Source organism: Epilithonimonas lactis (assembly GCF_900110605.1).
Taxonomy (GTDB): Bacteria; Bacteroidota; Bacteroidia; order Flavobacteriales; family Weeksellaceae; genus Epilithonimonas; species Epilithonimonas lactis.
This window is the reverse complement of sequence record NZ_FOFI01000002.1, coordinates 583,038-600,908: the sequence shown is the minus strand read 5'-3', so window position 1 is coordinate 600,908 and position 17,871 is coordinate 583,038. Positions and strand designations below refer to the sequence as shown.

Annotated in this window: 13 protein-coding genes; 2 read left to right on the top strand and 11 right to left on the bottom strand. The window is 36.0% G+C overall.

The genetic code is table 11. The features are described from left to right. Window positions 1-91 precede the first annotated feature (91 nt). The gene (locus BMW39_RS07995; protein WP_245750464.1) at window positions 92-2,281 is read right to left on the bottom strand and encodes a TonB-dependent receptor; all 2,190 of its coding nucleotides are present in this window, start codon (window positions 2,279-2,281) and stop codon (window positions 92-94) included. A gap of 289 nt (window positions 2,282-2,570) precedes the next feature. On the opposite strand from BMW39_RS07995, the gene BMW39_RS07990 reads away from it, so the two are divergent. Next, the gene (locus tag BMW39_RS07990; RefSeq protein ID WP_034973646.1) at window positions 2,571-3,071 is read left to right on the top strand and encodes a superoxide dismutase family protein; all 501 of its coding nucleotides are present in this window, start codon (window positions 2,571-2,573) and stop codon (window positions 3,069-3,071) included. Between the two features lie 91 nt (window positions 3,072-3,162). Here the strand turns inward: BMW39_RS07990 and BMW39_RS07985 are convergent, their stop codons facing one another. The 6 genes from BMW39_RS07985 to rpiB form a co-directional block, all read right to left on the bottom strand. After that, window positions 3,163-3,531 (bottom strand): YraN family protein, encoded by a 369-nt coding sequence (locus BMW39_RS07985; RefSeq protein ID WP_034973644.1) that lies wholly within the window; start codon window positions 3,529-3,531, stop codon window positions 3,163-3,165. 34 nt (window positions 3,532-3,565) lie between these two features. Next, a complete protein-coding gene (locus tag BMW39_RS07980; RefSeq protein WP_034973643.1) occupies window positions 3,566-4,501 on the bottom strand; it encodes a S66 peptidase family protein in 936 nt (311 codons plus the stop codon). A 323-nt stretch (window positions 4,502-4,824) separates the two neighbouring features. Next, complete coding sequence (locus tag BMW39_RS07975) at window positions 4,825-5,502, bottom strand: LysE family translocator (protein ID WP_034963621.1); 678 nt, start codon at window positions 5,500-5,502, stop codon at window positions 4,825-4,827. A gap of 206 nt (window positions 5,503-5,708) precedes the next feature. After that, window positions 5,709-7,859: a ribonuclease R gene (gene rnr, locus BMW39_RS07970; protein WP_034973641.1), complete on the bottom strand. Its 2,151-nt coding sequence runs from the start codon at window positions 7,857-7,859 to the stop codon at window positions 5,709-5,711. A 63-nt stretch (window positions 7,860-7,922) separates the two neighbouring features. Further along, window positions 7,923-9,584 (bottom strand): ATP-binding protein, encoded by a 1,662-nt coding sequence (locus BMW39_RS07965; protein ID WP_034973639.1) that lies wholly within the window; start codon window positions 9,582-9,584, stop codon window positions 7,923-7,925. A gap of 177 nt (window positions 9,585-9,761) precedes the next feature. Next, complete coding sequence (rpiB, locus tag BMW39_RS07960; protein WP_034973637.1) at window positions 9,762-10,193, bottom strand: ribose 5-phosphate isomerase B; 432 nt, start codon at window positions 10,191-10,193, stop codon at window positions 9,762-9,764. Window positions 10,194-10,875: 682 nt separating this feature from the next. Between rpiB and BMW39_RS07955 the strand changes: the two genes are divergently transcribed. Next, window positions 10,876-12,066 carry a phosphoglycerate kinase gene (locus BMW39_RS07955; protein ID WP_034973635.1) on the top strand — a complete coding sequence of 397 codons (1,191 nt, stop codon included), beginning with the start codon at window positions 10,876-10,878 and terminating at the stop codon, window positions 12,064-12,066. Between the two features lie 223 nt (window positions 12,067-12,289). On the opposite strand, the gene BMW39_RS07950 is transcribed toward BMW39_RS07955, so the two are convergent. The 4 genes from BMW39_RS07950 to BMW39_RS07935 all read right to left on the bottom strand — a co-directional run bounded on the left by BMW39_RS07950 (window position 12,290) and on the right by BMW39_RS07935 (window position 17,870). Further along, the gene (locus BMW39_RS07950; protein WP_034973633.1) at window positions 12,290-13,111 is read right to left on the bottom strand and encodes a class I SAM-dependent methyltransferase; all 822 of its coding nucleotides are present in this window, start codon (window positions 13,109-13,111) and stop codon (window positions 12,290-12,292) included. 92 nt (window positions 13,112-13,203) lie between these two features. Next, window positions 13,204-15,066: a tRNA uridine-5-carboxymethylaminomethyl(34) synthesis enzyme MnmG gene (gene mnmG / locus BMW39_RS07945; RefSeq protein WP_034973631.1), complete on the bottom strand. Its 1,863-nt coding sequence runs from the start codon at window positions 15,064-15,066 to the stop codon at window positions 13,204-13,206. Window positions 15,067-15,292: 226 nt separating this feature from the next. Further along, complete coding sequence (gene ybeY, locus BMW39_RS07940; protein WP_034973630.1) at window positions 15,293-15,709, bottom strand: rRNA maturation RNase YbeY; 417 nt, start codon at window positions 15,707-15,709, stop codon at window positions 15,293-15,295. 4 nt (window positions 15,710-15,713) lie between these two features. Beyond that, window positions 15,714-17,870, bottom strand: coding sequence for a patatin-like phospholipase family protein (locus BMW39_RS07935; protein WP_034973629.1), 2,157 nt, complete (start codon window positions 17,868-17,870; stop codon window positions 15,714-15,716). Window position 17,871 lies beyond the last annotated feature (1 nt).

Here is a 17,871-nt window from a genome sequence, read left to right as displayed (position 1 = left end):
TGTTTGTTTTAATTTCTGATTCAAAGATAGAGTGAGTTTTTGCTGAATTAAATTTTATTCTACCGAACCGTAATTTTTGGTATCCGAAAGGTTATAAATTATTATTGATCGCATCATCCGTTTTATCAACACCAAAACTTACGAAGACACCAACGAAGACAAAGGTATTGACTGGCGGTCTCACGGCTGTTCTGCTATTTCCATTCGCTGAATAATTGAAACCATAGACATTTTTATTCCCCAAAATATTATTGATGCTCAAAACAAAAACAGTAAATGATTTGGAATCTTTTTTACCAACGCTAGGTACATAATTCACGCTAAAGTTGAGTCCGCTGAAGTCTTTCAATTTCCCTTGATTACGGAGAATGTTTTTGCCATCATCAGAAATGATATCGTAGTAAGGACGGCCTTTCGCATAAGTGTAAGACAAATTGAAGCCTGTTTTCCAATCCATCACGAACTTCTTTGCCACTGCGTTCAAAGTGTGTTTTGAAGCGAAATTGGGCGCTAAACTAAAAGGATAGTTTAAGAAGTCTCTTTTGGAATCCAAATACGAATAGGTAAGCCAATAATCGATGTTTTTGAAGGTCTTCTTATCTCTCCAAAATAACTCGATTCCTTTCGCAAAACCACCGCCGGAATTGTTGTCTGCAAACTGTGTATACTGATTGCTTGGCGAAGTAGAACTTTCATTGGCAATCGAAGAGGTTTTAATGAGTTGATCATAATTTTTATAAAAAGCCTCGAACCTCAAATTCCTTCCCTCAGCGTTTTTCTGAACCTGAAATATATAATGATCCGCTCTTTGAAAATCGAAATTGTTTGAGATGATATATTTGCTTTCCGGATTTTGGTAGAACATGCCGTAGGCTAAAGATGTTGTCCATTCCTGTGAAATCCTGTAGGCCAAAGCCGCTCTTGGCGAGAAATTCCATTTGTCGAGATAGGAAGAATGTTCTGTTCGCGCACCGATTTTTGCAGATAGATCATTGGTGAAGATCAAATCCGTTTCGGCAAAAGCAGATGAGATCATATCTTTATAATTCTTTTCGAAAGAGCCATAATTCATATTCTCATCGGCATTGTTTAGTTCAAATCCTGCTCGTACAGTATTTCTCCCAACTTTCCTTTCTACGACCAATTTTCCATTGATGTAATTGGATCTATTATTGATTTTGACGTTATTCATTTCAACATTATTCTGAATATTTGCAAAATCCAGATCGCTTGAATTAAAAGAATAAGACGTTCCAACATTTACCAGATATTTTCCAAACTTTTCTTTGTACGATAGATTGTGATAGGTGTTATTTCCTTTTAGGCTTACCTTATTCTTATCGTAATTTTCTTCAAAACTTTCAGATTCCACTGACATTTGATTAGCATCTACACTTCCGTAATATTTGATGAAGCCACCTTTTTTGGTTTTGATTCTGAAGTTTCCATCGAAACCATAACCTTGTGGATATTTGTCAAAATCTGTATTGAAATTGAACAGTTTTCCCATCAACCCAAGATTGGAATAACTACCGGCAATTCCCCAAGAGGCGGTTTTATTTTGATTTAATTTTTGATAATTGGCACTGAGAAAAATCGGAGAAGCACCAAAGTCGAATGACGTCGTTTCTGGCAAATCCACACTTTCCAAAATCAAAACCGACGACAAAGCCTGACCATAAACCGCTGAATAACCACCACTTGAAAAGATATTACCTTTAAACAATGAAGTATTGAATCTATCTCTTCCAGCAATTCCTGGAACCGAATTTGTGAAATAATTATTAATGAGATTGCCATCCATAAAGATTTTGGTTTCAGCACCAGTTCCGCCTCGTACAAATAGGCCTTCGCTCTCTCCTACTTTCTGAACACCCGGCAAATATCCTAAAGCTGAAGTGATCTGGCCATTCGCACCAGCCGTTGTATAGATATCCAAGGGTGTGAGCAAGGCCGCAGCACGCTTCTTGTCACTCGCCTCAATACTTCCAGCAGTGATCACGACTGCATTGATTTCATTGATTTGAGCTTTCAGATTGGCAGGAACTGTAATATTTTTCCCTTCCAATTTGACTGGAATTTCGATTTCATCATAATTCAATCCAGAGAAAACCAAAACCTTATCGCCTGATTCTGAAGTGATAAAAGAATAATTTCCGCTCTCATCAGAAGTGGCTCCATCATAAGTATCTTTCAAAGTGACATTGATGTCTTTCAAAGGTTTATTTTTGAACGTGACCTTTCCGGAAACAGTTGTTTGAGACCAGATACAGATGCTCATTAAAAATGACAATAGAATTAAGTTCTTACGCTGCGTTTTCATATAGTTTAATTATGAGCCAAAGATATTTCAACACCTTTCAAAAATAAATTTATTCTCACTGACTTGTCAATTTTGATGACCGAATCGTTAGATGTTTCACGTAAAACATTTTTTTATCACCTTGGCTTTAAAATTGTTATAGATGATTTGCAATAATTTAATTTAAAACTGTGAAATCGCAAGGCAAAATTTCATCAAATCAAAATGCGATTTCGTTAGACCTTTAAAAACAATAAATAAACTACGTATGAAAAATCTATTACTCATTGGGATTGCTGGATTGACGCTGGCATCCTGTAAAACTGTTTCGAAACAATATACGGTTCGTCCAAAATCAAAAACCTTAACCCAAGGTACCGCTAACTTCATTCAGAAAAAGGGAAATGTTGAAATGGACCTTAGTGTTTTCAAACTGGCACCTGGTCTGCACGCCGTTCATATCCATGAATTTGGGAACTGCGGGGCGACAGATGCTTCATCTGCTGGTGGACATTGGAATCCTTCCAAAGACGACCACGGAAAATGGGAAGGACAACACTTCCATATGGGAGATATCGGAAACCTTGAAGCTGATAAAGACGGAACTGCAAGGCTGGTTTTCAACACAGATAAATGGTGCTTGGGCTGCGATGACCCGATGAAAAACATCATTGGAAAATCAATCGTCATCCACGCTGGTGTTGATGATTTTCATACGCAACCGACTGGAAATGCGGGTGGACGTGTAGGATGTGTGGAAATCAAATAAGTAAGACTTTTGAGAGAATAAACGGATAGAATATAGACTCTTAAAACAACGTCTATTATCTATCCCTTCTATTATCTTTTATTCTAAAAAATCAGATTTCAAAACTTTGGAAAGCATCAATAATATGGTGGATTTCCAAAGTTTTTTGTTTGTTGGGAAGTACAGAAATAATATCAAATCTGACTTCTTTATCAATATTATTTTCTTCGATATAGTAATTGGTGGCTGATATTAACAGCTTGATTTTCTTTTTGTTAACCGCTTCTTGAGGTTCCAAAAATGTATCGGTATGTCTTGCTTTGACTTCAACAACTATGATTTGATTTTCAAATTCTGCGATGATGTCCACTTCTGCTTTTAGGTAACGAAAATTGCGCGCAAGGATTTTATATTTTGCTTTAACCAAAAAATCTACAGCCAGGTCTTCTGCTATTTTTCCAAATTCGTTGTGGTCTGCCATAATCTATGAATGATGAATGATAGTCGATAAATAATTAAAACTTAATCTTCACATCCTTCCCTACTTTCATTGTGATTTCTGAACCGATAATCAAGGGTCTGTTGTCATAAATGTGTCCGTTGGGAAAGTTGAAAACTGTTGGGAAATCGTACTGGGAAACTCGGTTTGCAATCTGTTGGTTGACGAATGGGTCGAAAGATTCTTCGTAGCTTTTGTTCTCGTTTTCTTTTCCCATATTGATCATTCCGCCGACGATGAGTCCTTTGATTTTTTTGAAAACGCCAGCCAATTCCAAGCTCATAATCATTCGGTCCATCGCATAGAAATTCTCACCAATGTCTTCTATGAATAAAATCTTATCCTGAAAATCGAAAGAATATTTGGTTCCCAAAAGTGCATAAATCAACGCGAGATTTCCGCCAACCAAAGTTCCGGAAGTCTCTCCTACTCTATTGTATTCTGTGGATTCGATTTTGTAGGTTGGGAATTTTCCTTTCAGAATGTCGAAGGTTAAGTCATAACTTTCGTCGATCACGCCAAAGCTTGACGTTTTGATGGTTTGTCCGTGGATGGATGCAAATCCTTTTTTCAACAGATAACTTTGAATTACTGTATTATCAGAATATCCGATAAACCATTTTGGATTCTTCTTGAATTCTTTCAAATCCAAATGCTGAACCAAATGCTGACAACCATAACCACCTCGTGAAGCCCATATTGCAGAAATATCTGGGTCGTTCAAAGCCCAATTGATGTCTTTAATCCGCTGTTCTTCTGTTCCGGCGTATGAATAGCCGTTTTGGAATTTTGTGTAGAGATTTTCGCCTAAAACGGGTTCGTAACCTTTGCTTTTGATTAAGGCTAAAGTTTTTTCTAATTGATTTTCTTCAACAGAACCAGCTGGGGAAATGATGGCGATTTTGTCTCCTTTTTTTAGGGATTTTGGGAAAATGGTGTTTTGGTTTTGCATTTGTGTTGGTTTGATGTGTTGATTTTAACGCAAAGGTCGCAAAGATTTTTTTTATTTTATTGAAAATTTTTTAAGATTCGCAAGGACGCTTCGCTCATCAAAGGCGTAATTAAAAAGTAATTTTGTCATTCCGCAGGAATCTAGACTATTGAGATTCCTACGGAATGACAAAATGCTGTTTTAAATTGACTGTTGTTCTATTCAGAATCTGCAACCCGACTTGAGCGGAAATCCTTTTTTGCTTTTTCTACGTTTTCTTTTGAAAACAAATCGTCTGCAAAAAAGATTGGGAGCGGAAGGCGGATAAGTTGCCCAAATAATTCTTATTTAATTTTCGGCTGTTGCTTCTCTGCTTTTTCTAATTTCTCTTCGAACTTGTTGAATTTCTTAAAGCTTTGCATAAAGATAAACACACTGAAAATCATTAAGATACATCCAACAGCTTTTCGAATTTTGTTAGCCACACGCTGGTTGAGTCTGTCGTGGAATTGTTTGGCTAAGATGATTTTGGACAAATCTATCAACAAATAAGTTCCGATTACGATTCCAATGTACAGGACGAAATCCTCGACTTTTGGATAGGCATTTCGGACGGAAACGACCGTTACAAGCCAGAAAAGGACGACGCCAATATTCAGCAAATTGAGTAAAAATCCGTTGAGGAAGGTTTTGATGTAGTTTTGGTCGATGAGTTTTTCTTCGCCTTCTATATGCATTTTGGTCCTCGAAAGGAGCATATAAATGGCATAAATGAGAATCAGAAAGGCGGAAATCCGGTAGAATCCTGGATGTTTGTCGATGAGACTCACTAAGTCCGCGCTGGCATAATAACTGACAACTATGCAAAGTAAATCCGCAGTAACCACGCCAATATCCAAGGCAATCGCGTGTCTGGGACCTCTGGAAAAACTGGTTTCTATGAGCAGGAAAAAGATGGGTCCGATGAACACCAAACTCAGCATAATTCCCAGGCCGACTGCGTATAAAATGAGTTCTAACATTCTTAGTTTTTTGTGAAAAGCAAAATGTATCTTGTGAAAGACGAAGACAAAAATACATTTTACTTTTTAAATAATGTCATCAGAGAATTTAAACTTGAAAAATTCAACCACATAGTCACATAGTTTTATCGGATATAAAAACAAAAAGCTAAAATAGAAATTTTTCTACTTTAGCTTTTTCTATGTGTCTATGTGGTTAATCTTTTTTACTCCACAATCTTGAAATCGAGTTGTTTTGCAATCAGATTGGCTTTCACCACTTTGATTTTCACTTCGTCTCCAAGTCGGAAAGTGTTGCCGGTTCTGGAACCGATAATTGCGTAATTCTTTGCATCCAACGAGTAGGAATCGTCCACCAAATCACGGAGCTTTATCATTCCTTCTGCGCCGTTTTCAGGGATTTCTACCCAGAAACCATATTCTGCAACGCCGGATATAACGCCCGTGAAAACTTCTCCCACGTGGTCTTCCATAAATTTGACCTGCATAAATTTGATGCTTTCTCTTTCTGCTTCAGAAGCCAATCTTTCCATTGCTGAACAATGTTTGGACTGCGTTTCCACTTCTTCCCTATTAGGCGATTTTCCGCCGTCTAAATAATGCTGAAGCAATCTGTGCGCAATCAAATCGGGATAACGGCGGATTGGCGATGTAAAATGCGAATAATATTCGAAGCCAAGTCCGTAATGTCCAATCGGGTCGGTGGAATAAACGGCTTTGCTCATACTTCTCATTGCCAGGGTTTCAATCATATTTTCTTCCCCTTTTCCTTTGACGTCGCTCAATAATCTGTTTAATGATTGCGCAACGGTTTGGGTATTTGCCAGGTCCATTTTGTAACCGAAAGTTCCTACGAAATCTCTTAAAGCGGTCAATTTTGCTGGGTCTGGGTCATCGTGGATTCTGTAGATAAAAGTATTTCCGGTTGGTTCGTTTCTTTTATTTAATGAAATAAATTCGGATACTTTTTTGTTGGCCAAAAGCATAAATTCCTCAATCAAATGGTTGGAATCTTTGCTGACTTTGAAGTAAACGCCAATTGGTTTGCTGTTCTCATCAAGGTTAAATCTTACTTCGCTTCTGTCAAACGTAATCGCACCATTTCTGATTCTTTCGGCTCTTAGGATTTTGGCTAATTTATCAAGTTGAAGAATTTCCGCTGTCAAATCCCCTTCCTGAGTTTCGATTCTTTCCTGAGCTTCCTCGTAAGAAAATCTTCTGTCTGAGTGAATTACCGTTCTGCCAAACCATTGTTTATGGATTTTCGCATCTTCATCCAATTCGAATACTGCTGAGAACGTGAATTTATCTTCATTTGGTCGCAGTGAACAAACATCATTACTCAAAACCTCCGGAAGCATCGGCACTACTCTATCGACGAGATAAACCGACGTTGCTCTTTTGTAAGCTTCATCGTCCAAAATAGTTCCCGGTTTCACGTAATGCGAAACGTCTGCAATGTGAACACCGATTTGCCACAATCCGTTTTCTAATTTTTGGATTGATAACGCATCATCGAAATCCTTCGCATCTTTCGGGTCAATCGTGAAGGTGCAAATGTCACGCATATCCCAACGTTTTGCTACTTCTTCATCGTTGATGCTTCTATCTATTTGGTCTGCGTCGTGCTCCACTTCTGGTTCGAAATTGTAAGGCAAACCATATTCGGCAAGAATCGCGTGGATTTCTGTTTCGTGGTCGCCAGGCGTTCCAAGAACGGTTACAATTTCGCCTTCCGGATTTTTACTTCCTGGTCGCCATTCGCGCATTTTGACGATGACCTTGTCGCCGTCTTGTGCGCCATTGAAATGATTTTTTGAGATGAACATATCTGTATTCATCGTTCTCTTTTCGAAAACTACAAATCCGAAATCCTTCTCTGCAATCTGCTGGAAAATCCCAACAAAAGTATCTTTTGCACGTTCCAGAACTTCTGCAACGGAACCTTCTACTTTTTTACCTTTGAAGTTGTAGGTTACCAAAAGGACTTTGTCGCCTTGCAAAGCATCTTTCACATTTTTCTGATGTACGAAGATATCATCCGGCATTCCTTCTACTTTTACGTAGGCATTTCCAGACTGATTGAAATCTATGACGCCTGTCAAAGTCCCTTCAATATTGAGATTAACGATGTACTTTCCTTTCTCGGTTTCTTTGATTTTCTGTAGCGCCTGCAATCTGTGAAGCGCCTGGATTACAAGTTCTCTTTGTCTTGGATTCTTGTAATCTATCCCATCCGCAATCTGTTTGTAATTGTAGATTTTGGATGTTTTCTGATTCATAAAACGAAGAATTGTTCTTCCTAAATCCAGAAGTTTCTGTTCGTTTTTATGAGATGTATTTTTTTTGTTTTTCATTTAATTTATTTAAAAAGTGTTTAAAAAAGCTTTTAAAAGTATTTAAAAAGTGTTTAAAAGCTTTTAAATTTTCTCCCAAAGATATCCTGGTAAACTTTTAATTTTACCCTCCACTCGTAAGTAAGTAAGAAGATTTGTTACCTTATTTTTTTTCTTTGAATCATTAAGAACAGGAGATAATTTAGGTATAATAAGATTATCTATATCTTTTCTTTTTGCTTTGCCTGACTTAGCTAAAAATTCTAATATTAACTCTTTAAAATACTTATCGTCTAAGCCTCTATTACTAATATATTCTGCTAAAAGGTCTTTGTCTTTTGTTGGTTCTATTACATTATAAGATAAATAATTACTTCCTTTTCTTCCCTCTATGAATCTCTTCTTTTTAAGATAATTAAATTCAACATCATCAAGACTTTTTTTCTTTTGGACCTTATCTAGAACTAATGTATCTTCTAATGTAATCTCAGGATTTTTAATGAGAATTTTAGCAAAATCTTCGTTGATTACCTTACCAGTAATTGTAACTTTTACTTTTCCGTCAGCAAAATCATATTCTGGCAACGGAAAAAATCTTTGTTTCTGGAAATTAAAAATTTTTCTAATTCCACCACCTTGCGTTTCAATCATTCCGAGATTCCTCATCGCTTCGACCAAAAAAGGATTTCTATAGGATTCTTCTGGCGTAGCTTTTAAAACAACGTCTTCTACAGAATTTGGGAGAAAAGTTCCATAGTTAGAAAAAACCAAATGGTCATCTTCAAACTCCACAACATTGATGCGGGATTTTTTGCTATAATCCTGATGCGCAATAGCATTGTTCAAAGGCTCTCGTATTACAAACGGGTCATATCTCAAGACTTCATCCGGAAATAAGGTTCCTTCTCTCAGATATCTGTATTTAAGATTTCTGATTTTTAAAAAAATTTCATCAACCGAAAGAATTAATGGAATAGAGAAAATTTCAAAATCTTTGTCCTGATTATCAACAGTTTTTAGATTCCATCGTATTTTAACTGCAGAATCCAAAAAGTGCTCCTCTTCTTCTTTCCCCAGAAGAATAAAGCAAGTTCTGGTAATTTTTCCTTTGATTGTTAGCTTAGCTTTGTTCAGAAACTTAGCATTATCCCAAGAATCAATATCATCGTTATATTTTGGATTCCTCTTTATAAACTCTTGTCTTGCTTTTATAATGGCATTTTCGTCCAAGTCATCAATTGTAGCTTCCTCAATTATTTCTTTTGACCAATCTTCAATCAATACATTTTCATAGATAATGGCTTCTTTTCGTTCATCTCTAATCTCAATAAGATGTTCACCAATTCTTTGCCAAGCTTTTTTATGAGCAAAAACACATTGTCTAAAAGGATGTTTTGGGATTTTAAAAATCCATATAGTCTTGTTTGTATCTGACGTCGTTATTTCTTCAATTTCAAAATTATCCGAATCAAAATGCGTTAAATTACCTAATATTCTGAATTTAATATTATCAATACTATAGTCGTGAAAGTTTTGAATTCCAACTATCTTTAAAGTACCATCTTCAATTCCAATAATAAGATTTCCACCACCTGAATTAGAAATTCCTGAGATATAAGAAATAATATCTTCGCCTAAATGACCAGAAACAGAATGCTTTAAGTTTTTAAACTCTTTCCACTCACATTTCTCATCCTCTTTAGGAAAATTTTTCTTCAGGAAAAGATGTAATTCATTTTCAGTCATAGAAAAAAAATTAGTTTTGTAAATTAGTTAATAAAGATAAAATAAAATAGGGGAGTTTGGGAAACCTTTGTATTAATTTATGGTTTCGTGAGAAAGAACTTTCTCTGTGAAATGCGTTGCAAAGATATAACTTTAAAAATAAAGCCTGTAATCTTAGAAATTACAGGCTTTTTATGTTTAGCAAATTGCGATTTTATCAACTCTGTTTTGGTGTCTGCCACCTTCAAAATCCGTGGTCAGAAACTTATCTACAATCTCGAATGCCAATTCTTTTGAAATGAATCTTGCAGGAATCGAAATCATATTTGCATCGTTGTGTTGTCTTGCCAAAGATGCAATTTCTGGCATCCAGCAAAGCGCACATCTGATTTTTTGATGTTTGTTAGCGGTGATTTGTACGCCGTTTCCGCTTCCACAAATCAAAATTCCCAGTTCATTTTCTCCATTTTCTACAGAGGTTGCAGATGGATGCACAAAGTCGGGATAATCAACAGAATCAGCAGAGTAGGTGCCAAAATCTTGGACTTCATACTTGCCGTCGAGGTATTTTTTGATTAGTTCTTTATACTCAAAACCCGCGTGGTCACAGGCTATTGCAATCTTTTTCATTTCGTTTGATTTAATAGATTTATTTCAAGGATAAAATTAATACATATTTTATTAATGTTGGCATACTATTTTAATACAATTATCAAGAATACATCGGATTAATTATTTAAATATCAACAATATAAAATTAATGATGACAATTAAATAATCAAATTTTACAATCATTAATAAAAAGATAATAGAATGTTAGAAATTGTTAGAAAACCTGTGGATAACTTCTGCCAAGTATTTCTTTTTATAACTAATAATTTTTAGTAATGGACTATTTTCTGACAACTTCAATTCTTTATTTCAAATTAGTTTTGGTTCACTTCAAGGAAGTTTATCCCCAGAATGGTTTCTAATATTGATAACGGAAATTAATTACAAACATTTGTTGATAACAATCATAAAGATTTGATTATCAATATTAAATTAATGTTGAAAACCTACTCATTAATCCACATTTCGTGTGATGAAATAATCAAGTTTTATTTCTCCGCATACTACCGCACTACAACAATAGACTACAATATTATTTTTTTATAAAAAGAAAAAGAGATGTATAATAATGTAATGAAGGTTTGTGGATTCTTTTTGCAAATTAAATTTTTGAAAGGGAAGAATAAGTTTTAAATTTGTGAAACAAAGAGGGCAGGATTTATTCTGTTCTTTTTAATAAAAACTTTAAAAATATTATTTAATGAAAACGATAAAAGATTTCGATTTTAAAAACAAAAAAGCCTTAGTACGCGTTGACTTCAATGTTCCTCAGGACGAAAATCTGAAAGTGACGGACAATACCAGAATTGTTTCTGTGAAACCAACTGTAGATAAAATCCTTGCTGATGGCGGTTCTGTAATCCTAATGACGCACCTTGGAAGACCAAAAGGCGAAGTAAACGACAAATATTCTCTTAAAAATATTCTGGATGAAGTTTCTTCTGTTCTTGGTAAAGAAGTGAAATTTGTGGACGAATCAATAGGAGAGAAGGCTGAGCAAGCTTCTGCTGAACTTCAACCTGGCGAAATTCTTTTGTTGGAGAATCTACGTTTTCATAGTGAGGAAGAGAAAGGTGACGAAGCTTTTGCTGAGAAGTTATCAAAATTAGGTGATGCTTATGTGAATGATGCCTTTGGAACTGCTCACAGAGCGCACGCTTCTACTGCTGTAATCGCTGAGTTTTTCCCTTCTACTAAATTTTTCGGTTTACTGATGGAAAATGAATTAATTGCCATCGATAAAGTTTTAAAATCTGGTGAAAAGCCTGTAACTGCGATACTTGGTGGTTCTAAAGTTTCTACAAAGATTACAATTATAGAAAATATTCTTCCAGCAATTGATAACTTAATCATCGGTGGTGGAATGTCTTTCACATTCATCAAAGCATTGGGCGGAAAAATCGGACAATCAATTGTTGAAGATGATAAATTAAGTTTAGCGCTTGAAATTCTTGAGAAAGCAAAAGAACACAATGTAGAAGTTTATCTTCCGACAGATGTTATTATTGCTGATGATTTCAATAACGAAGCTGAGAAGAAAGTAGCTGACATCAGAGAAATCCCTGAAGATTGGCAAGGTTTGGATGCAGGCCCAAAATCAAGAGAAATCTTCAATGATGTCTTGTTAAACTCCAGAACGATTCTCTGGAATGGTCCAATAGGTGTTTTCGAAATGTCAAATTTTGCTGATGGAACTAAAGCTTTAGGTGAAAGTATTGCTGAAGCAACTAAACTTGGCGCGTTCTCATTAGTTGGAGGAGGAGACAGTGTTGCGTTTGTGAAACAATTCGGATATTCTGACAAAGTAAGTTATGTTTCGACTGGTGGAGGAGCAATGTTGGAAAGTTTGGAAGGGTTAGAACTTCCAGGTGTTGCTGCAATCAACAAATAGGAATAATTTATTTTCTAAAATATAAAAAAACCGACAAAGTAATTTGTCGGTTTTATTTTTGTCTGTACTTGAATTATCTTCAAGAAAAATATTTTAAGCGATTCTCAAGGACTTTTGTAAAATTTAGAAATTCGGCCAAATTCCTAGATTTTTGTAATTATTAACAAATTTTGAACAAAATGTCTGAAAATTGACCTTCAGAAAGTACTCAAAAATCGATTTTCTATCTTTTTTCAATAATATATATCAAACTCGAAAATTCGGTGTTAAAAAGTGCTTTTACGTTAGAAATAGTTCCGTGGATGACAGCTTTTAGCCAAAAAAGAGGTGATTTCTTATATTTTTCACTCAACATTGAGATATAAAATGAATCGAGTAGGAGCGGTTTGATTTTTCTTAATTTCCAATCTGGATTTTTAGAAATCAAATTTTCCATTCCGTTTTTTGAAAAATGATAGATGTGTCTTGGTACATCATAAGCCGCCCAAAATTCTTTGTAATGTTTCGCATCGTAAGAAGTAGGGTTAGGAACTGCGATAATTAATAAACCTTTTTCCTTTAATTTTGAATGAAAAGCATCCAGCATTTCTTTTTGATTTTCGATGTGTTCGAAAACGTGCCAAAGCGTAATGGCGTCCAGACTTTGATTTTCTATTGAACTTAAATCATCAATAATTTTTGCCTTTGAAGTCTTATTTTTGGCTGCATTTCTTGCATCCGAATTTGGTTCAAACCCGAAAGTTTCAAAATCATTTTCAATATATTTTACAAATTCTCCCGCACCGCAACCGTAATCTAAAACTTTAGAATCCTTTTTTATTCTGTCCAGAAGAATCGTTTTCTTGTATTGAAGATTGAAAGATTGTAAAAACTTGTAAACTTTCTCCTTCAAACTTCCTGTGTCCTGATGATGCGAAATATAATCTTCACTCTCATAATATTTGGAAATATTCGATGGGATAGGAGCTGTTTTGAAAACACCTTTTGTTTCAGATTCTATAATTTCGAATTCTTCCTGAGAAAGAAAATGGTCTTTAATTTTCATATATTAATTCAAAGTTTAAAGTTCAATAATCAAAGTGATAAACTCGGAATATTGAACTTTGAATAATAATGTTTCACGTGGAACATTATAAATTATCTTCCTAAATAAATCAATAAAACATTGATATCAGAAGGAGAAACACCGCTGATTCTTCCAGCTTGAGCGATAGTTACTGGTCTTACTTTCGTCATCTTTTGCTTGGCTTCTGTAGATAGAGATGATAGTTTAGAATAATCGAAATCTTCAGGGATTTTGATGGTTTCCAAACGGTTTAGTTTGGCCACATTTTCCTTTTCTTTCTCGATGTAACCTTTGTACTTTATGTTGATTTCAGCTTGTTCTCGGACTTCTTCCTTATAGGCTGAAGTAATATCTTTTATAGTTTGAATTTCTTCTAGCTTTTCCAACGTCATATTTGGACGAGTCAAGTAATGAGAAGCTCTGTAAGCTTGGTCTACAATAGAAGATTCAATGCTTTCAAGAATTGGATTGATAGTGTTTGGTTTTATAGAAGTTTCTCTTAAGTAAGCTTCCAATTCATCACTTTTTGTGATTTTTTCTTGGACATTTCTTAATCTTTCTTCTTTTGCTAAACCTAGATTGTAAGCTTTTTCTGTTAATCTGATGTCTGCATTATCTTGTCTTAGAAGCAATCTATATTCTGCACGGGAAGTGAACATTCTGTAAGGCTCCTCGGTTCCTTTTGTAATCAAATCATCGATAAGAACGCCGATATAAGCCTCATCTCTGTTGAGAATGAATTCACCCTTGTCGTGGACTTTGTTGTGCGCATTAATACCCGCCATCAAGCCTTGTCCGGCTGCTTCTTCATAACCAGTCGTTCCATTGATTTGCCCAGCGAAATATAGGTTTTGAATCAGTTTAGTTTCAAGCGTATGATAGAGTTGGGTAGGAGGGAAGTAATCATATTCTATCGCGTATCCCGGACGGAAAACTTTGACGTTTTCGAAGCCTGGAATATGTCTCATTGCTTTGATTTGAACATCTTCCGGAAGTGATGAACTGAAACCATTCACATAGATTTCAACTGTTTTCCAACCTTCTGGTTCTACGAAAAGTTGGTGTCTGTTTCTTTCTGCAAAACGGTTGATTTTATCTTCAATACTCGGGCAATATCTTGGTCCAGTACTTTGAATCGTTCCGTTGAACATTGGGCTTCTGTCAAAACCTTCACGTAAAATATCGTGAACTGTTTCGTTGGTATAGACAATGTGACAGCTTAATTGTTTGGTTAACTTTGGTGTATCTAAATAACTGAATTTCTGAGGATTTTCATCGCCTTTTTGTTCTTCCATTTTGGAATAATCGAGGCTTCTTCCGTCAACTCTTGGAGGCGTTCCTGTTTTCATTCTTCCAGATTCGAAACCTAATGAAACCAATTGCTCTGTGATTCCGAAAGCTCTTGGTTCGCCCATTCTTCCACCACCTAATTGTTTGTCCCCAACGTGAATCAAACCATTAAGGAACGTTCCGTTTGTGAGAACTACAGACTTTGATTTGATTTCAATTCCCAAGCCTGTGACAACGCCAACTGCCTTACCATTTTCGATAATTAAGCTTTTTACCATATCCTGAAAGAAGTCAAGGTTTGGTGTATTTTCCAATGCTAAACGCCATTCTTCGGCGAAAAGCATTCTGTCGTTTTGAGTTCTTGGTGACCACATTGCCGGACCTTTGGAAAGGTTCAACATCTTGAATTGGATGGCTGATTTGTCTGCGATGATTCCGGAATATCCGCCCATTGCATCAATCTCACGAACGATTTGTCCTTTCGCAATACCTCCCATTGCCGGGTTGCAACTCATTTGTCCAATGGTCTGCATATTCATTGTGACCAAAAGTGTTTTGGAGCCTAAATTGGCTGCTGCAGCTGCGGCTTCACAACCTGCGTGGCCTGCACCAACGACGATAACGTCGTATATTTCTGTAATCATTTTATTTGCTTTTGGCTAGTAGCAAATCGCTAATAGCAATAAAATTTGATAATTTAAATCGATATGTTCCACGTGAAACATTATCGAAAATTTCTTTTAAATACTAATCGTAACTAGCCCTGATTGCAGCGGCATCCTTTTTTGTTTTTTTGCGCAATCACTTCTATTGGATTGACAAATGTTCTGAAAAAAACAAAAAAGATATAGCGGAAAGCAGGATTAGCTCCTAAAAATTTGAATATCGGTTGATATAAAAATCTTCTTTTTGGCGCATTGTGGATTCTTCTTCCTCTGTTTTGTCCTTGTAACCGCAGAGATGAAGAATGCCGTGAGCCAAAACTCTGCGGAACTCCTTTTCTGAATCCTGCGATAGGGTAGAAGCGTTGTCCAAAATGCGGGGCAAAGATACGAAAATATCTCCTGAGATGGTTGTCCCCTTCACATAATCAAACGTGATGATGTCTGTGTAATAATCGTGGTCGAGATAATCTTGATTGACCTTCAGCAAATAGTCATCGTCGCAAAAGATGTAATTGATGTCACCAAGCTTTTTGTTCTCGGAAAGAATCAAATCCTCCAACCAAATTGAAATGTTGGAATCTATCTTTTTTGGGTCGATGTTTTCGAAAAAATAGTTTATCATAATGTTAAAACCAGTGTCCTAAAATAACACTGAAAATAGCTTTGTGGTTGTTGAGTGATTTGCTCAGATTCAATTTTACTTGCCCGAAGGGCGATTTGTAGCCCGCCGTCAAACCGATGGAACTGTAATTAAGTTTGACTGCATCTTCGAATTTGATGGAGTCGAAAAGGTTTGCAAAACTGAAATTACCGACCAGAAAATAATTCTTGCCGAATCGCAATTGAAAATCATTGGATGCAAGGAAAATATTGTTGTCATTGAGTAATCCAAATTGAAAGCCTGCAAATCTTTTAAAGTTAACGATGTTCTGTTCAAAGATTCCACCAATTCTGTATTGGTAAAATGATGGGAGATTTTCCCCAATCGTAATTCCACCGTATAAATTCAGGCGATACGTGAAAAGCTTAGAGATGTAGAAATTCATCTTGATGTCTGCTTTCACTAGCAATGGTTTCTTATCTATTTCGTCGCTAAACAAGTCAATGATTTTCCCTTCAGCATTGAAATAAAATCCTTTCGTAGGAAAATCTTTGTCATTCTGCGTATCACTTTTCAGGAAGACATACGGATTCATAAATTTGGCATCTTTCTTATCTGCGCCATTTTTATCGCTTTCGAAATAATCGTAGCTGAGTCCGCCTCCCATTGCAAATTTATCTTTCCAAACGGATTGGATAAAAACTTCGTTTCTGAACCAGTCCCAACTTTCTATCGTGTTGTTATCAGAATTTTTCAAATCAAAACTCATTGCTGAGGAGTAAATCCCAAATCCTGGAATGTAGCCATTATCGATAAAATAATTGAAATAATACCGAGGTTTATCTCCCACGACAATATCCAAAGAAAGATTCGAATTTCTAAATAGCAGTCGTTTTGCTGAGTAATTTAAAAGCAATCCGGTTTTGAAAATCTCATCGTAATGCAGACCGATTTTCAGGAAATGTCGGGTTTCGTCTTCGGTTACATTTAGCTTGAGGTAATTGCTGTTGTTCTCCTGCACGATATCGTAGTTGATGAACTTGTAATTGTTGGTCGCGTAGAGCTTATCCAGCATTTTGTTGATGCTTCCGTAAGTCTGCATAGAAGGGATTTTAAGCCCCATTTTTCCACGAATGTAGTTCGACCTGTAGATTTTGGCGTTATCGACCACGAGGCTGTCAATTTTGTAAACGTTTGAGAAGATGGGGTTGATGGAAGACCTGACCCTTTCGAAATTTCGTTTTGGTAATTCTTTCAGTATATCCGTGTATTTCAAGGCTTCCACGTAACCACTGTCAAGGATTTGACGTTTGCTGTCGTAGCTGGTCGCCGTGATGCCAGTAAGATTTGGTTTGATGTTGATATCTGTATATTTATATTGGTTTTTGGTTTCTTTTTGAATACCAAAATCAATGACCTGATTCAGAATTGAAATTACACTATTTAGATTGTCTCGCTTCGTTAAAGGTTGATTTAAATCCACGCCAATCACAATGTCAATGCCCTTGTCTTTCAAAGGTTTCGAAGGATAATTAACGCTCATCGCACCATCAACATAAATACTGTCACCAATTTTCACAGGCTCCAAAAGTGAAGGAAAAGCTGAACTTGCCAATATGGAAGACACCAAATCTCCTTTTTCAAAAACCTTCATTTCGCCACTTTCTATGTTCGTAGCAACGCACATAAATGGAATTGGCAATTTGGAAAAATCATCGATGTTCGAGACGTTTTTCATTAATTCTTTGAGGAGATAAATGTTTCTTTGACCAGTACTGATGGATGATGGAAAGGAAACTTTACCATTTCTTAGCGGAATTGTCAACAGATATTTGTCCACACTTTTATTGAAAAATGACGTTTCCTGACGCGTTTTTGGGTCGGTAATCAATGAATAGAAATCCGTATCCATCACGATTTTCTCAATGTCTTTTCCCGTGTATCCGGAAGCGTACAAACCACCCACAATCGCGCCCATACTTGTTCCGGAGATGTAGTCTATTTTAACACCAAGAGAATCTAAAACCTTCAAAACACCAACGTGTGTAAAACCTTTGGCTCCACCGCCGGACAGCGAAAGTCCAATTCTTGGATTTTTTGGGATGACAAGATTTTCCTTTACCTGAGAATTTATCATCAGATAAGTCAAGAAAATTACCAGATAAAAGAGTTTCTTAATCATT

Bases quoted from the DNA above. Each gene is read 5' to 3' on its own strand.
- BMW39_RS07995 (WP_245750464.1), bottom strand. From the start codon at position 2,281: ATGAGCATCTGTATCTGGTCTCAAACAACTGTTTCCGGAAAGGTCACG.
- BMW39_RS07990 (WP_034973646.1), top strand. From the start codon at position 2,571: ATGAAAAATCTATTACTCATTGGGATTGCTGGATTGACGCTGGCATCC.
- BMW39_RS07985 (WP_034973644.1), bottom strand. From the start codon at position 3,531: ATGGCAGACCACAACGAATTTGGAAAAATAGCAGAAGACCTGGCTGTA.
- BMW39_RS07980 (WP_034973643.1), bottom strand. From the start codon at position 4,501: ATGCAAAACCAAAACACCATTTTCCCAAAATCCCTAAAAAAAGGAGAC.
- BMW39_RS07975 (WP_034963621.1), bottom strand. From the start codon at position 5,502: ATGTTAGAACTCATTTTATACGCAGTCGGCCTGGGAATTATGCTGAGT.
- rnr (WP_034973641.1), bottom strand. From the start codon at position 7,859: ATGAAAAACAAAAAAAATACATCTCATAAAAACGAACAGAAACTTCTG.
- BMW39_RS07965 (WP_034973639.1), bottom strand. From the start codon at position 9,584: ATGACTGAAAATGAATTACATCTTTTCCTGAAGAAAAATTTTCCTAAA.
- rpiB (WP_034973637.1), bottom strand. From the start codon at position 10,193: ATGAAAAAGATTGCAATAGCCTGTGACCACGCGGGTTTTGAGTATAAA.
- BMW39_RS07955 (WP_034973635.1), top strand. From the start codon at position 10,876: ATGAAAACGATAAAAGATTTCGATTTTAAAAACAAAAAAGCCTTAGTA.
- BMW39_RS07950 (WP_034973633.1), bottom strand. From the start codon at position 13,111: ATGAAAATTAAAGACCATTTTCTTTCTCAGGAAGAATTCGAAATTATA.
- mnmG (WP_034973631.1), bottom strand. From the start codon at position 15,066: ATGATTACAGAAATATACGACGTTATCGTCGTTGGTGCAGGCCACGCA.
- ybeY (WP_034973630.1), bottom strand. From the start codon at position 15,709: ATGATAAACTATTTTTTCGAAAACATCGACCCAAAAAAGATAGATTCC.
- BMW39_RS07935 (WP_034973629.1), bottom strand. From the start codon at position 17,870: ATGATTAAGAAACTCTTTTATCTGGTAATTTTCTTGACTTATCTGATG.